The 15,218-nt window shown below is 70.9% G+C and carries 17 protein-coding genes; 12 read left to right on the plus strand and 5 right to left on the minus strand.

The window, feature by feature from the left end:
* The first annotated feature begins 19 nt into the window (after positions 1-19).
* From AOP78_RS08530 to AOP78_RS08545, 4 genes are all read left to right on the plus strand, one after another.
* Positions 20-1,285 carry a hypothetical protein gene (locus AOP78_RS08530; protein WP_062203169.1) on the plus strand — a complete coding sequence of 422 codons (1,266 nt, stop codon included), beginning with the start codon at positions 20-22 and terminating at the stop codon, positions 1,283-1,285.
* A 90-nt stretch (positions 1,286-1,375) separates the two neighbouring features.
* Positions 1,376-2,113 (plus strand): bifunctional 1-(5-phosphoribosyl)-5-((5-phosphoribosylamino)methylideneamino)imidazole-4-carboxamide isomerase/phosphoribosylanthranilate isomerase PriA, encoded by a 738-nt coding sequence (gene priA, locus AOP78_RS08535; RefSeq protein ID WP_062203171.1) that lies wholly within the window; start codon positions 1,376-1,378, stop codon positions 2,111-2,113.
* Positions 2,114-2,236: 123 nt separating this feature from the next.
* Entirely contained in the window at positions 2,237-2,926 is a 690-nt protein-coding gene (locus AOP78_RS08540) for a hypothetical protein (protein ID WP_062203173.1), read from the plus strand.
* A gap of 59 nt (positions 2,927-2,985) precedes the next feature.
* Entirely contained in the window at positions 2,986-3,714 is a 729-nt protein-coding gene (locus AOP78_RS08545; RefSeq protein ID WP_062203175.1) for an SseB family protein, read from the plus strand.
* A gap of 57 nt (positions 3,715-3,771) precedes the next feature.
* On the opposite strand, the gene AOP78_RS15225 is transcribed toward AOP78_RS08545, so the two are convergent.
* The 5 genes from AOP78_RS15225 to AOP78_RS08570 form a co-directional block, all read right to left on the minus strand.
* Entirely contained in the window at positions 3,772-4,497 is a 726-nt protein-coding gene (locus tag AOP78_RS15225) for a S1 family peptidase (RefSeq protein WP_062203178.1), read from the minus strand.
* A complete protein-coding gene (locus AOP78_RS15230) occupies positions 4,494-5,105 on the minus strand; it encodes an SNARE domain-containing protein (RefSeq protein ID WP_062203180.1) in 612 nt (203 codons plus the stop codon). Before AOP78_RS15230 ends, AOP78_RS15225 begins: the two co-directional genes overlap by 4 nt.
* A gap of 94 nt (positions 5,106-5,199) precedes the next feature.
* Entirely contained in the window at positions 5,200-5,955 is a 756-nt protein-coding gene (locus AOP78_RS08560; protein WP_062203182.1) for a S1 family peptidase, read from the minus strand.
* Between the two features lie 5 nt (positions 5,956-5,960).
* The gene (locus AOP78_RS08565; RefSeq protein ID WP_062203184.1) at positions 5,961-6,812 is read right to left on the minus strand and encodes a hypothetical protein; all 852 of its coding nucleotides are present in this window, start codon (positions 6,810-6,812) and stop codon (positions 5,961-5,963) included.
* 2 nt (positions 6,813-6,814) lie between these two features.
* Positions 6,815-7,198, minus strand: a complete 384-nt coding sequence (locus tag AOP78_RS08570) for a DUF1844 domain-containing protein (protein ID WP_062203186.1) — start codon at positions 7,196-7,198, stop codon at positions 6,815-6,817.
* Positions 7,199-7,356: 158 nt separating this feature from the next.
* On the opposite strand from AOP78_RS08570, the gene infC reads away from it, so the two are divergent.
* The 8 genes from infC (at position 7,357) to AOP78_RS08610 (ending at position 15,214) form a co-directional block, all read left to right on the plus strand.
* Positions 7,357-8,076, plus strand: coding sequence for a translation initiation factor IF-3 (gene infC, locus AOP78_RS08575; RefSeq protein ID WP_369401082.1), 720 nt, complete (start codon positions 7,357-7,359; stop codon positions 8,074-8,076).
* A 91-nt stretch (positions 8,077-8,167) separates the two neighbouring features.
* Positions 8,168-8,362, plus strand: coding sequence for a 50S ribosomal protein L35 (rpmI, locus tag AOP78_RS08580; RefSeq protein ID WP_062203297.1), 195 nt, complete (start codon positions 8,168-8,170; stop codon positions 8,360-8,362).
* A 27-nt stretch (positions 8,363-8,389) separates the two neighbouring features.
* A complete protein-coding gene (gene rplT, locus AOP78_RS08585; protein ID WP_062203188.1) occupies positions 8,390-8,773 on the plus strand; it encodes a 50S ribosomal protein L20 in 384 nt (127 codons plus the stop codon).
* 12 nt (positions 8,774-8,785) lie between these two features.
* Positions 8,786-9,613: a TrmH family RNA methyltransferase gene (locus tag AOP78_RS08590; RefSeq protein WP_062203189.1), complete on the plus strand. Its 828-nt coding sequence runs from the start codon at positions 8,786-8,788 to the stop codon at positions 9,611-9,613.
* Positions 9,614-9,712: 99 nt separating this feature from the next.
* Positions 9,713-11,335 carry a GGDEF domain-containing protein gene (locus AOP78_RS08595; RefSeq protein ID WP_083979953.1) on the plus strand — a complete coding sequence of 541 codons (1,623 nt, stop codon included), beginning with the start codon at positions 9,713-9,715 and terminating at the stop codon, positions 11,333-11,335.
* A gap of 98 nt (positions 11,336-11,433) precedes the next feature.
* Complete coding sequence (locus AOP78_RS08600; RefSeq protein ID WP_152659466.1) at positions 11,434-12,993, plus strand: GGDEF domain-containing protein; 1,560 nt, start codon at positions 11,434-11,436, stop codon at positions 12,991-12,993.
* Positions 12,994-13,107: 114 nt separating this feature from the next.
* Positions 13,108-14,694, plus strand: a complete 1,587-nt coding sequence (locus AOP78_RS08605) for a sensor domain-containing diguanylate cyclase (protein WP_152659467.1) — start codon at positions 13,108-13,110, stop codon at positions 14,692-14,694.
* Between the two features lie 49 nt (positions 14,695-14,743).
* Positions 14,744-15,214 (plus strand): hypothetical protein, encoded by a 471-nt coding sequence (locus AOP78_RS08610; protein ID WP_062203197.1) that lies wholly within the window; start codon positions 14,744-14,746, stop codon positions 15,212-15,214.
* Positions 15,215-15,218 lie beyond the last annotated feature (4 nt).

A 15,218-nucleotide genomic window follows, 5' to 3' on the forward strand; every position in this document is an offset into this window, starting at 1 on the left:
ACGGCTCTGAGGGGGCGACATGGCGACGACGCGGCGCGCACGCGCGGTCACCGCGACCGCGGTGCTCGTCGTCGTGGTGCTCGTGATCGTCGCATGGGTCGCCGTGGCACAGCATCGCGAGCAGGTGGCGCTCGAGGCCTCGGCCGCCAAGGTGGACGAGGCGGCCGCCGCGTGCGCCGCCGCTGAGCAGACGATGCGGGGCGCCTACGGCAGCGCCGAGGAGGCCCAGACGGACGCCGACCTCGCGGCGGAGTCGGATGCCGCGACCGCGCTCTCCGCGGCCCTGATCCAGGCTGACGCGGCGACGGGCGGCTGCGCGGCAGACGGGGGAGCGACCGTCGAGGAGAACGAGGCGATGGTCGCGGATCTCGAGACCAGGACCGCCGAGCTGGTGTCGCTCGCGTCGGACCTCGCCTCCAGCGAGTCCGCCCTGGCCGACGCGGAGGCCGCCGCCGAGCTGGACGCCGCCGAGGCGACGTATCAGGAGGCCGTGGCCTCGGCCGAGGGCGCGCAGGCGACGGCCCAGCAGTCGTACGACGACACCGCGGGAGAGGTCGCGGACAGCGCCACCAGGGAGCAGCTCGCCTCGGCGCTCTCCGCGCTCGCCGCGGCGCTCGGCGACGAGGCGGCGACCGACGTCGACGTGGCCTGGTATCGCGCGCAGGCCTCCCTGCTCGACGCGGCTCGGAGCGACGCGGGGTCGGCCGTGGACGGGGTCTCCGCCTCGCACGACGAGTGGGAGAAGGCCCGTGAGGAGGCCGCAGCGCAGCGGGCGGCCAAGGCCGCCGCCGCGCAGGCGGCGCAGAGCGGCTCGGGGAGCTCGCAGTCCTCGAAGGATGACTCGACTGCCGCGTCGGGTTCGGAGTCGTCCGGCTCCGAGGCCTCAGGTGAGACCCCGATGACGGGTGTCGGGGCGTCCGGCGCCTCGACCACGGCTCCCGTCCGCCTGGAGCATCGCAGCAGCGAGGACGCGTTCTGCGAGGCGCTCAGCGACGCGCGTGAGGCCGAGGGCGTGCCCGCGCTGACGTCGTGCTCGGAATCCGACTGGCTCGTCGGTCACGCCGAGGACATGGCGCGAGAGGCTGAGATCTGGCACTCGGGACGCGACAGCATCGTCGGCTACGCCGCGGGCATCCCCGCGCTCATGAAGGCGTTCCTCGCGTCGCCCGCCCACCACGACGCGATCATGGGCGACGGCGGACCCGCGAAGGCGACAGTCGGGTGCTACTGGCGCGTGAGCGACTCGGGCGAGCGCGTCTTCTGCGCCGCGAGCATCGTCTCCTAGCGCCGCGCACCCGGTGCCGGTCGCGCGCCGGTACGCTGGACGTCGGCCCCGTACCCGCGCGCCCGCGCCACCCACGAGAGAGCGACCACGATGACCGACCTGCCCCGCCTCGAGCTCCTTCCCGCCGTCGACGTCGCCGACGGCCAGGCCGTCCGCCTCACGCAGGGCGAGGCCGGCTCGGAGACCGGCTACGGCGATCCGCTGTCGGCCGCGATGGACTGGGTGAAGGGCGGCGCGGAGTGGATCCACCTCGTGGACCTCGACGCGGCCTTCGGGCGTGGTTCGAACGCCGAGCTGCTCGCGGCCGTGGTCAAGGCCGTGGACGTGAAGGTCGAGATGTCGGGAGGCATCCGCGACGACGAGTCCCTCGAGCGCGCGATGGCCACGGGCTGCGCGCGCGTGAACCTGGGTACCGCGGCGCTCGAGAACCCCGAGTGGACCGCGTCCGCCATCGACCGCTTCGGCGATCGGGTCGCCGTCGGGCTCGACGTGCGAGGCACCACCTTGGCGGCGCGCGGCTGGACCCAGGACGGCGGCGACCTGTGGGAGGTGCTCGCGCGCCTCGACGCCGCCGGCTGCTCCCGGTACGTCGTCACCGACGTGAAGAAGGACGGCATGCTCACCGGGCCGAACCTCGAGCTGCTCGCCCAGGTGTGCGAGGCGACCAAGGCCCCCGTCGTCGCGTCGGGCGGCGTGAGCTCGCTCGCCGACATCGAGGCGATCCGCACGCTCACCCCGCAGGGAGTCGAGGGCGCGATCGTGGGCAAGGCCCTCTACAACGGCAACTTCACGCTGCCCGAGGCGCTCGACATCGCCGGGCGTCCGTAGCAGCCGGAACGCCGCGCTCGACCCGACGATCCGGGTGAACCGCGCGTCGTCCCTCCGGAAGGCACCCCCCGATCACGCAGTTCCTCCCCGAGCGGTACGCTCGCAGTGACCAGGGGGGATGGCGTGGAGAACACCAAGATCTCAGCAGCGGCGCTGAGCGTGGCAGCGCTCGCATCCGTGCTGACCGGGTGCTCTGGTGACGCCGGGTCGTCGGGCGATCAGGGGTCGGCTGCCGCGGGCTCCGAGCTCGCCGCCCATGACGGAGTCGCGTGCCCCGAGTCGCTCGTGGACTCGTCCGACAGGTACGGGCTCGGGGTCGACCTCGAGGGCGACGCGATGCCTGAGCTCGGCGGCTACGACGCCGTATGGCTGTGCGAGTACGTCCCCATCGACCGCCCGCAGGAGGACGGCAACGGGACGTTCAGCTCGTGGCAGGTCGCGACCACGCCCGTCGAGCTCGCGGAACAGGACCTGCCGGTGGTCGCCGATGTCCTGGACCGGCTCACCGTCGCGCCGAGCGACATGGACTGCACCGCCGACCTCGGTCCTCGCGAGCTCATCGTGCTGGTGGACGGAGGCGACCTCACGGGAGTCGCGATCGACGTCTTCGGTTGCGGCACTGTGCGCCTCACCGATGACCCCTACCTCACCGCACCGGGGGAGAGCACCGACGAGGCGCTGGAGTCCGGGTCGCTCATCGTCGACGGTGGGCGCGCCGCGTTGGACGACCTGCGCGCGCTGCTCGGCCCCGCGATCTCGATCTCCGCCACCGCCTCAGCGTCGGCCGCTGCGGGGACGTCCGCATCGTCCTGAGCGTCGGAATCGCCACAGCGGTCTGCCGTCTTGTCGGGCACTGCCCGTACCCTTGAGGCATGACCGACGAGGACCCGCTCAAGGAGATCCCAGAGTCGATCTTCGCGGACGACGACGGGAGCGCCGACGCGCGCCTCGCGCAGGCGCTCATCCGCCACTCCCGTGGCAAGGCGCCGCTCGCCGAGGTGGTCGAGGCCCTCGCCTACGCCCGCGTGCTCGTGCCGGTGCTCGCCGACGGCGAGCAGCGCGTGATGGGCCGGCATGGGCTCCAGCAGGACCACGTGGCCTCGACCGGCGTGGTGGCCGTGCAGATGCCGGACGGACGTGCGGGCCTGCCCGTGTTCACGGACGTCGACGCGATGAAGGCCTGGAACGAGCATGCGCGCCCCATCCCTGCCGAGGGTCCGCGCGCCGCGCTCGCGGCCATCACCGAGGAATGGTCGGTGATGGTGCTCAACCCCGGCATGGAGACCACGGTGATCCCGCGCCCCGCGGTGTGGGCGCTGGGGCAGGGCGAGACGTGGCGGCCCGCGATCGTGGAGGGCCAGGTCGAGGACGATGTGCTCGACGCCGTGCGTGACGCCGTCACCCTGGACGACAGGTTGAAGGACGTCGACGCCGCGCCCGGCCGGCGCAGCGAGGTCGCGGTCGTGCTGCGTCTCATCCCCGGCCTCACCCAGCCCGAGGTCGACGACCTGCTCAGGCGCGTGCAGCGCCAGCTCGCCGCCTCGGACGTGGTGGCGCACCGCATCGACAGCGTCGAGCTCAGGCTCGCGCCCGCGGAGTAGGCGCCGCCGGCGGCCCTCCGGGGCCGATCGCTGAGGAGTCGATCGGTCAGCGGCCGATCACTCCGCGCAGAGCCCGACCACGGGGTCCAGCATGCTCGTGTCGTCGAGCATCGCCGTGAGCGACTCGAGGCTGACCGCGTAGGACCAGCCGTCCTCGTCCGCGTCGATCGCGTACAGCACCCCGACCACCTCGGACTTGTCGTTCACGACCGCGGAGCCGGAGCTGCCCGGCGCGGCCGGCACGCGCACCAGGAGCACGTCGTCCGGATCGGTGCCGAACACCTCATCCACGGTGCCGCGCAGCGGGCCCGACACGGTGGTGAGGCTCTCACCCTCGGGATACCCGGACACCGTGACGGTGTCGCCCTTCGCAGACTCCTCGTCCGCGATCGCGAGCCACTCGTCGAGCGTGTCGTCCACGGTGAGCACGGCGAGGTCGGCCTCGGTGTCGACCTGCGTCGAGACCACCTCGAGCTCGTGTCCGTCGTAGCTCGTCACCTCGACCTCGACCGACTCATCGACGACGTGCCGGTTGGTGACGAGCGTGTGCTCGTCGATCGCGAAGGCGGTGCCCGTCGCGTACCCGGTGCAGGTGCGCACGCGGACCCGGTACGACGCGTGCTCCGCATGGGTGAAGCCGTCGCTGGACACGTAGGCCTCGGCCGCCGTGGCATCGGTGGCGGGCACGAAGCTGTCGGGCAGCGGGGGAGGGGACGACGGCAGGCTCGCACACCCGGCGAGCAGGGCCGCCGGGGCCAGCAGGAGCAGCGCCGGTCGCCTCACTCGCCGCCCGCCGTGTACTCCTCGTAGGCGGCCGCGAGCGAGTCGCAGTAGTCCGCCACGTCCGCCTGGACGCTCCTGGCGTTGGAGTTCGTGTACGTGTACCCGGACGTGAGCGCGTCGGTGAGCACCTCGTCGTACGAGTCGACGCAATCCGCGTAGGCGTCGATGAGATCGCCGAGGTACTGGAGGTCGTCTCCCGCGTGCGCCTCGTCGTTGACGACGTCGGACAGCCTGGACGATGTGGTGTCGAGCTGCGTCTGGAGGGTCTCGACCTCGGATTCGAGGGAGGAGACCTGCTCGCGAGCGTCGGCGAGCTCCGCTCCCATGTCCGTCGCCTCGGACCGCAGCGTCTCGTTCTGATCGATCCACCGCGAGCTCACGAGCCACAGGTAGGCGGCGAGCCCCGACGAGGCGAGGAGCGCGACGACCAGGACCGTGACGGCGAGCACGCGCCAGGCGTGCCCGCGCTTGCGCGCGGGATCGGCCGGACTCTCTGACTGGGAACCGGCGGCAGGCTCGGTCGCAGGACCGGCGACTCGCCCGGGCTCGGGAACGGTCTCCTCGGCGGCGATCTCGTCGGCGGGTGGGGCGTCGTACGCGTCTGTCATCCAATGTCCTCTCGGGCGCGGGGTGAGCGTGACCAGTATCCGGCATCGGCCCGATCCTCGGCCGAGGCGAGCACGGGACCCGGTCCGCGACGGGTCAGGACGTGGAGGAGTGCGTCGTCGAGGTGTCGCAGGTGAGCGCCTCCGGCACGAGCAGCGAGGTCTCGTCGAGGAGCGTGCGCAGCGTGGAGACCGGCACGATCAGGCTGCGGTCGTCGTCGGTCTTGGCGTAGACGACGCCGACCACCGCGCCGCTCTCGTTGAGCACGGGCGAGCCGGAGGACCCGGGCTCGACCTCGGCGCTCGTGAGCAGCACCTGGCCGACGGACGAGTCGAGCGGGTCCGCGGTGGCCCCGAGGACCACGCCGGAGACGGTCGTGAGCTCGCCGCCGTTGGGGTAGCCGATGATCGTGATGACGTCGCCCTCGGCGGGATCCTCCTGGGCGAGCGTCGCCGCGCTCGACAGCACGGACTCCTCGATGCGCACGATCGCGATGTCGGCGACCGTGGTCGACGACACCGCGGTGGTCGTGAGGCTGGTCCCGTTGTAGGTCGAGACCTGGATCTGTCGCGAGTTGTCGATGACGTGCCGGTTGGTGATGAGCGTCGTGCTGTCGTAGATGAAGCCCGTGCCCGTGGCGATGAAGCCGCACCCGATGTTGCGCAGCCGCACCGTCATGCGCTGCGCGGCCGAGAACCCGTCGGGGGAGACGGCGCCGGCGCGCGCCGCGGGTGACGCGGAGGCCGTCGGCACCCAGTCGGAGGGCATCGGTGAGGGGCCGCTCGGGAGCACGCCACAGCCGGTGACGAGCAGCGCCGACGCGGCGAGCGCGAGCGAGGGGAGGAGTCTCATGCGCTTCACTCGGTCAGCAGCGCCTGGAAATCGGAGTTCGACTTGCGTGCTGCGGTGCACAGCTCGTCCACGGAGTCCGCGTAGGCGGCGACCTCGGCCTCGTCGTAGTCGTCGGGGCTCTGGAGGTACTTGACGAGCTGCTGCTCGCCGTCGAGGCAGCGGGACAGCGCGTTCGCGACCGCGGCACCGGTGCTCGCGTAGCCGCTGAGGATCTCGATCCGCTGCTGCGCGTACGCGAGGTCGTCGTCGCTGTTCGCGCTCTGGCTCGCGAGCTCGTTGATGCTGTCCTGCGCGGTGCTCAGCTGGTTGGTCAGGATGTCGATCTGCTCGGTGAGCGATGCGATCGACTCCTTCTGGCTCGCGACCTTGTCCCCGAGGTCGTAGTTCGCCGCGGTGAGCTCGTCCGAGCGGACCTCCCACTGGTCCACCACGTCGGTGAGGTAGATCGCGACTCCGGTGAGCGACAGGACGGTGATGGCGAGCAGCGTGGTGACCATGATCCAGCGGACGGTGGTGCCGCGGGAGTCGTCGTCCCGTGAGCGACCCTGCGGGTCCAGGTCCTCCCAGTCGTCGTCGAGCTCGTACGCGGATCGCGTGCGCTCCGGCGCGGGGGACCCTGCGGGCGCGAGACCTGCGGACGTGACGGGCGGGCTCGATGGCTCCCGGTCGGCTGCGAGTGAGGCCTCCCGCGCGGCGGGCTCCGTCTCGGCGCCTGAGGACCGCGACCTCAGGAACCTCGCGCGGCGGGAGCGACGCGGCTGTCGGGACGCCCGGGGGGATCGACGGGCGGTCGACTCGAGGTCGGCGCCGTCGTCCGGGCCCCCTGGTCCGTCGGCTCCCGCGTTGTCTCGACCCATCGTCAGCTGACTGCTCCCGTGTACTTCTCGCCTGGCCCCTCGCCCGGAGCGTCGGGGAAGACCGACGCCTCTCGGAACGCCAACTGTACGCTTCGGAGACCATCGCGCAGCGCGCGCGCGTGGGTGTCGCCGATCTCGGGGGCCGCCGCCGTGACGAGGCCGGCGAGCGCGGTGATGAGCGTGCGGGCCTCGTCGAGGTCCTGGTGCGTCTCGCCGTCCTCCGCGAGCCCGCAGCGCAGCGCGGCTGCGCTCAGCAGGTGCACGCCCACCGTGGTGATCAGCTCGACGGAGGTGACGTCGGAGAGGTCGCGGGTCTCCTCCTCGGCGTCGGCCCACGTGCGGCGCGACGGGGCCGTGGGGGCCGGAACGGGCGTTTCTGGGCTCATCGTGCTATCCTTCTTGATCGACCGGTCGCGGCACATGCCGTGACGCACAAGTGGAGTCCGCCTCCCACCCTAGGGCCAGCAGATGGGCCAGGGTACAGGTCCTCGCCGACGGCGTGCGTTCATCGTACGCGGGGCGGGATCTCTGGTGGCCTCTGCTCGTGTTCGGGCAGGGGCCTTTTCCTGTTCCCGGGGGTCGGCGACGTCGTCAACCGAGGAGGAGCATTATCAACGAGCCCCGCATCAACGAGCGCATCCGCGTCCCGAAGGTCCGTCTGGTCGGTCCGTCGGGCGAGCAGGTCGGCATCGTCCGAGTCGAGGATGCTCTCCGTCTCGCGCAGGAGGCCGATCTCGATCTGGTCGAGGTCGCCCCCAACTCGCAGCCGCCGGTCGCCAAGCTCATGGACTACGGAAAGTTCAAGTACGAGGCGGCGGTGAAGGCCCGCGAGGCCCGCCGCAACCAGGCGAACACCGAGATCAAGGAGATGCGGTTCCGCCTCAAGATCGACGAGCACGACTACGAGACCAAGAAGGGCCACGTCGTCCGCTTCCTCAAGGGTGGCGACAAGGTCAAGGTCACGATCATGTTCCGCGGCCGCGAGCAGTCCCGTCCCGAGATGGGCCGTCGCCTGCTGCTGAAGCTCGCGGACGAGGTCGCGGAGTTCGCGGTCGTCGAGAACCGTCCCAGCCAGGAGGGGCGGAACATGTCCCTCGTGCTCGGTCCTCTGAAGAAGAAGGCCGAGGCTCGGGACGAGCAGCGCAAGGAGCGTGAGGCGCGCAAGGCGGCAGATGCCGCGGAGCGTACCGAGCGCGAGGCCGCCAAGGCCGCCACCAAGACCGCGGTCGCGGAGCCGGAGGCGGACGAGGTGGAGGAGGCGTAAGCCTCACCCCAGACTTCCCGGTCCCCCAGGGGCACCGGACGAACGTGTCGTGCCCTGACGGGTGCGGCCTGACTTGAAGAAGGAGGCCATCGTGCCGAAGAACAAGACCCACTCGGGTGCCAAGAAGCGCTTCAAGCTCACCGGCACCGGCAAGGTGAAGCACGCCTCGGCGATGAACGTCCACAAGTTCGAGGAGAAGCACTCCTCGCGCAAGCGCCGCGTGGCCGTCGACCAGACGCTCGCCGACGGCGACGCCAAGAAGATCAAGAAGCTGCTGGGCAAGTAAGCGCCCGAGGAAATCAAGGAGTAAGAAATGGCACGCGTCAAGCGGGCGGTCAACGCCCAGAAGAAGCGCCGGTCCACCCTCGAGCGCGCCGCGGGTTACCGCGGCCAGCGCTCGCGCCTCTACCGGAAGGCGAAGGAGCAAGTCACCCACTCGATGGTCTACTCCTACGGAGACCGTCGCAAGCGCAAGGGTGACTTCCGCAAGCTGTGGATCCAGCGCATCAACGCTGCGGCCCGCGCGAACGGCATGACCTACAACCGCCTCATCCAGGGCCTCAAGGCCGCGGAGATCGAGGTCGACCGTCGCATGCTCGCCGAGCTCGCGGTCAACGACGAGGCCGCCTTCGCGCAGCTTGTCGAGGTTGCCAAGAAGGCCCTTCCGGCCGACGTCAACGCGCCCGCCGCGGCGTAACGCACCTCCCGCATGACAGGACGCCCCGCCGGGCCCCGCCTCCGCGACACGCTCTCGAACCCGAGGGCGGACCGCGTGAGAGGCGTGAGGGCCCTGGCGGGGCGTTCTGCGCGCAAGCGTTCGGGGACCTACCTCGTGGAGGGCCCCCAGGCCGTGCGCGAGGCGGTGCGTTTCGTCGCCGCCGACGTGCGCGACGTCTACGTCACGGACGATGCGCGGGTCGCGCACCCCGAGATCGTTGACGAGGCGCTCGAGGCGGGGTTGTACGTGCATCCCGTCACCGACGAGGTCGCGGTGGCGATGAGCGGTGACGCGCAGGGCGTGATCGCGGTCGTCACCGCCCGCTCCGAGGCCGATCTCGACAGCCTTCCTTCCGATTCGACGCTCGTCGCCGTGCTGAGCGCGATCCGCGACCCCGGCAACCTCGGCGCCGCGATCCGCGTGGCCGACGCCGTCGGCGCCGATGCCGTGGTGCTCGCCGGCGACTGCGTGGACCCGACCTCGCCCAAGGTGATCAGAGCCTCGGTCGGCAGCGTCTTCCACCTGCCCGTCCTGCGGGCGGCTCCGCTCGCCGACAGCGCCTCACTGCTCAAGGCGCGCGGGCTCGCGCTCGTGGCCGCCGATGTGAGCGGCGCGATGGAGCTCGGCCGGGCCACGGAGCCCGTGCTGCGCGAGCCGCACGCGTGGGTGTTCGGCAACGAGGCCTGGGGTCTCACCGACGACGAGCTGGCCGCGGTCGACCACGTGGTCCGCATCCCGATCTCGGGTCATGCCGAGAGTCTCAACCTCGCGACGGCCGCCGCGGTGTGCCTCTACGCAAGCAGGTTCTCGCGGTCCTGACCGGGTTCATCCTGGTTCGCCCGATGTGTGCGGCGAGGCGCGTGTGGTTGTCCCCACACTGCCTGGACTGACCACTTGGTCAGTTCCTACCGTGGAATCATGACGGAAGTGTCTTCGCAGGGGCGTACGGGCCCGCGAAGCATGTTCGCGCTCGGTGGGGCCGTCGTCGTCTTCATGCTCGTCGCGCAGCTGGGGATCGCGCTGTGGATGCGCGAGGTGTCCGTCAACGGCGTCGCCGATGCGGTCGACTCGGTCATGACCTCCTCGGCCGCGACCGCCGAGGCGTGGGTCGCCGACTACACGGACGCGGTCGAGGTCATGGCGTCGGGCACGTCGCGATGGATCGAGACCGAGTCCCCGGACCGCGACGCGGTCGCGTCCGGCATCCTGACGAGCGCGATCCTCAACGAGCACTTCACGACGATGGTGGTCGCGTATCCCGACGGATCGTGGACGGCCGTGCAGACCGGCGGCCCTCAGGACGACTACGCCTTCGCGGTCGCCGAGTCCTCCGAGTCCGGCACCGGGGTGTCGCAGACCGCGACGCTGTACGACGACGAGCTCAACCTCCTCGACGCCGTCACGCTCGACGGCGGCGACGTCCCGCTCGAGCCGAGCTTCTGGGAGGCGGCGCAGGACGCGACCGCCGAGCTGTGGTTCGTGTCCGACACGGTCGACGCCACGAAGGATGACGGCGTGTGGGTCGCGGAGCCCGCGCGCGACGCCGACGGCGAGCTGATCGCGGTCGTCGCCGCTGCCTTCCCTGTCGAGGCGCTCTCCGACGCGCTGAGCAGCCTCTCGCTCGGCGACAGCGGTTACGCCGCGATCATGGACGCCGACCGTCGGGTGGTGGCAGCGCCGCCGGAGACGCTCACCGGGGACGGCGCCGCGCCCCCGGAGGAGCCCACGGAGTGGAGCGGCACGGGCGTGGCTCCGAGGGCCACCGCGGAGTCGCTCGGCCTGGGGACCTCGGACGAGGCCGACCCGACCGAGCGGAGCGTCCAGCTCGGCTATGACGGCGACCTGCACGTCGCCGAGGTGGGCCTGCAGTCCGTCGGCGTCCCGTGGATCCTTCAGCTGCGAGCGGTGGACGACGAGATCGCGCCTCAGATCATGACGCTGAGGACGACGATCAGGATCGCTTCCGTCGCCGAGTTCACGGTGCTCCTGATCGGCGCGGGGCTGTTCTTCGCCTACTGGCGGCCCATGCGGCAGATCCGCGAGAAGGCCTTCACGGACGGGCTCACGGGACTGCTTCGACGCAGCCGTTTCCTCGAGCTCGCCCCAGCCGCCATCGCCAGCGCGCATCGCGCGGGCAGGGCCGTCGCCGTCGTGGTGCTGGACCTCGACAACTTCAAACGGATCAACGACGAGGGCGGGCACGGCGCGGGCGACATCGCGCTCACCGAGGTCGCGTCGACCCTCCAGGATGTGGTGCGACGCGGCGACCTGGTCAGCCGGTGGGGCGGCGACGAGTTCGTGGCGCTCCTGACGCTTCCCGACCACTTCTCGGGCCTCACCGTGGCCGAGCGGCTGCGGAGCGAGTGCGAGTCCGCGTTCCGTGCGTCGTTCCCCGCCGACCTCGGGCTCGGCGCGACCGCGGGCGTCGTGGTCTCCCGCGCGGTCGATGACGACGTCGTCGACCTCATCCAGGCGGCGGACGCGCTGCTCGTCGAGGGCAAGCAGAGGGCGAAGTCCCACTCCTACGCCGGCGCGTTGTAGGCCGTCCGCGTCCGCTTCGGGCGGAGTGCCCGGTTCTGCGAGCCGAGCGGCCCATCATCCCCTGGCCACCGCATCGTCCATCTGCCTACGATCCAGGTATGAGGCGTCTGTCCCTGCCCCGAGTGCGACGGTCACGGGACCTCACGCGCGTCGGTGCCGTCGTGGTGGCTGCCGTGCTCGTGATCATGCTGATCGTCACGGTCTGGATCAGCGCCCTCGCGAGCAGGGGGGTCGAGCGCGTCGTGGAGGGCGCTCTCGAGTCCGCGGCGGGCACCGCCCTGGGGCGTGTCGAGGAGTACCTGGGGTCCTCGGAGGACACCACGACAGGCCTCGTGAGGTGGATGCGCCAGAACGACCCGACGATGGACGAGGTCGCGGACAGGCTGCTCGTCACCGCGGCGGTCGACACCGCGTTGCGCACCGTCGCGGTGGCGTATCCCGACGGGTCGTGGGTCGCCGTGACGCGAGGGGTGTCGCGCGACGAGGACGCGTTCACGATGGTGAAGAGCGAGGGCACCGGTGGGGCGGAGACGACCACCGCGTACTCCAACGGCCTCGGCCGACTTGAGATGACCGAGCAGACGGGGGAGCTCGGAGCGGAGGACCTGGGCTTCTGGACCGACGCCGCGGCCTCCTACGAGCTGGTGTGGACCGAGCCCCAGATGAAGGAGTTGAGCGGCGACATCGGGTCGTGGGCGGCGCAGTCGGTGCGCGACGATGCCGGGGACGTCTCCGCGGTCGTGGCGTCGGACTTCGCGGTCGATGCGATGGCGGAGGCGATCAACGCGGTCTCGCTGGGCGACAGCGCCGAGGTGTACATCCTCGACAGCGAGCGGCGCGTGCTCGTCGCGCCGACACCGCTCGAGGGCGGCGTCCAGGACGCGAAGGAGTTCACGGTGTCGACGTCGGCGCCGGCGACGCCGGACGATGCTGCGGTCGAGGTGGGCGTCGACGGCGACATGAGCACCGCCGAGGTGGGCCTCGAATCGATCGGCGTGAGCTGGGTCCTGCACCTGCGGGCGGTCGACACCGAGGTCTCGCCCGACGTCGTGACCCTCCGGCGAGCGCTCGGATGGGCCGCGGCGATCCTCTTCGGGATGTTCATCGGGGCGTCCGCGATCTTCTTCGTGCTGTGGAGGCCCTTCGCGGACATGCGGAATGCGGCGTACACCGACTCGCTCACGGGCCTTCTGCGGCGCGGTCGGTTCATCGAGCTGGCCTCGGCGACGATCCTCGAGGCGCACCGGGGTGGCGGCATCGCCTACGTGGTCCTGCTCGACCTCGATAACTTCAAGGGCCTCAACGACGCGCAGGGGCACGACGCCGGCGACGCGGCGCTCGTGGTGGTGGGGCGCGCGATGGAGGCGGAGGTGCGACGCAAGGACCTCGTGTCGCGCTGGGGAGGCGACGAGTTCGTCGCGCTGCTGATCGTGCCCGACGCCGCGGCAGGCGAGGCCGCGATGGAGCGGCTGCGTGCGGGCGTGGCCGACGCGCTCGAGACGACGTTCCCGCGCCAGCAGGGTCTCGGCGTCACAGCCGGCGGCGCCCCCGCGGAGGGCGGATGGGACGACGTGGAGGAGCTCATCACGCTCGCGGACGAGGCATTGATCGAGGGCAAGCAGCACGCCAAGTCGCGGTCGTACGCGGCTGGCTACTGAGCCCCGGAGCATGGGTTGGTTGATCGTGGACCTGTGAACAAAGCCCCTGGTGAGAGGGCGTGAGAGTTCCCACATTCTGTGACTTGCGCTGTCCCGGTCCCCTACGGTGTGGCCGTGAGCAAGCGCAAGAGGTCCCCGAGCCGGTCTCGCCGCCACATGTTCGTGGTCGGAGTGCTGCTAGCCGACCTGGTGTTCATCGCGCACCTCGGCGTCGCGCTGTGGACTGGAAGCGTCGCACGGCAAGGCATCGAGGTGGCGCTCGCCGAGGCGTTCACCTACGTGGCCGAGAGCTCGGCCGAGCAGGTGGGCGAGTACGTCGAGGCCTCGGAGCAGACCACCTACACGGTGGTGCGCTGGATCGAGCGCGACTCGCCCACGGTCGACGAGATCGAGGATCGGCTGCTCATGCTTGCCGCAGCCGACTCTCGCTTGCGGGTCATCGCGGTGGCCTTCCCTGACGACTCGTTCGTCGCGGTGGTGCCGGGGCAGGACGGCAGCGGGCTCGCCTACGTCACGGCCAGGGCCACCACGACGGAGGGAACCTATCGCTTCACGGGCTACAGGGTCGATCTCACGGTCGCATCCGTCGAGGACGGCGAGCTGACCGTGGGAGGCAGGGAACTCGGCTTCTGGGACGCGGCGGAGTCCGCCTACGAGCTCGTGTGGACGCAGCCCGCTCTTCGCCCGATCACCGGTGTCGGCGGGTCCTGGGCTGCCAAGCGGGTCCTCGACGACGAGGGCGAGGTCCAGGCCGTCGTCGCCACGGACTTCCCGCTCGACGCGCTCGAGGCTGACCTCAACAGCCTGCCGATAGGCAAGGATGGCGAGATCTTCCTGCTCGATAGGGGTCGACGCGTGCTCACCGGCCCCGCCTCCGTGAGCGACCAGATCGCGTCCGGCTTCGACGAGGACGGCGGTCTGCCGGCGTCGGACTTCGCCATCGATCCGTCGGAGACCGCCACGCCCTTCGACGTGACCGTACAGATCGGCCAGGACGGTTCCCTTCAGACAGCCGAGCGGGGCCTGACCGACCTCGGCGTTCCCTGGATCCTCCACTTCCGAGCCACCGACTCAGCGCTCGCGCCTGGCATCATCCACCTCGCGCAGGTGTTCCGTTGGATGACCGGCGGCATGCTCGTCGTGCTCGTGTTCGCGCTAGTCGTCTACGCGATCATCTGGAACCCGCTGCAGTCGCTGCGTCGCGCGGCGTATCAGGACGGGCTCACGGGCCTGCTCACGCGCCGTCGGCTCGCCGTGCTCGCCCCCGGGGTGATCGCCGACGCCCATAGCGACGGGGGCCACGTCTGCGTGGTCGTGCTCGACCTCGACAACTTCAAGTCGCTCAACGATGCTCTCGGGCACGACGCGGGGGACGCGGCGCTCGAATCCGTGGGAACGGCCCTCGCGGGCTACGCGAGAAGCGGCGACCTCGTGGCGAGATGGGGTGGCGACGAGTTCGTCGCGGTTCTCGCGATGCCTGATGACACGCTCGGCACCACCGCCATGGAGAGGCTGCGAGCCTCGACGGAGCAGGCGCTCGTCACGATGTACCCGGAGGTCGCCGGACTCGGTGTCACCGCAGGCGGCACGCGGTCGCTCAGCGGCAGCGACCGTCTCGAGGACCTCGTGCGCGCAGCGGACCAGGCATTGATCGAGGGCAAGCAGCACGCGAAGTCGACGTCCTATGCGGCGCACCACTGAGAGCGGCACCGAGACGCTGGTAACCTCAGGCGCAGTCTGAGGAGGACTCATGGATAACACGGTGGAGATCGACGTGCGGGGCGCGCGGGGCAGGGTCGAGGTGGAGGGCCGGCACGGCGTCACCGCGAGGGTGCTCCTCGACGGAGCGCCGGTGCAGCCCAAGAAGGGCGTCTTCGCCATCCCCGTCACCGGGGGCCGCAGCGCCGAGGTTCGCCTTCGTGGGCTGCTTCCCGGCTTCCAGAACGTCGTGGTCGACGGCGAGCGCGTCCTCGGCCTCGGGGATCACGTTCCGCCGGCCGCGCGCGTGACGATGTTCGCGCCGCTGCTGCTGGTCTTCACCGCGCTGCTCGGCACGGTGGCAGGCACCGTCGGGTTGATCCTTGCGCTCCTGCTGTTCTTCATGTCGATCATGGTGGTCAAGAACCCCGACATGCCCGTGTGGATGCGCACGGGCCTGCCGCTCGCGAACACCGTCGCAGGCGCCGTGGTCGTCCTCGTCTTCACGGGCGTGCTCGGCTAGAGGC

The organism is Demequina salsinemoris (assembly GCF_000974805.1).
Lineage (GTDB): Bacteria > Actinomycetota > Actinomycetes > Actinomycetales > Demequinaceae > Demequina > Demequina salsinemoris.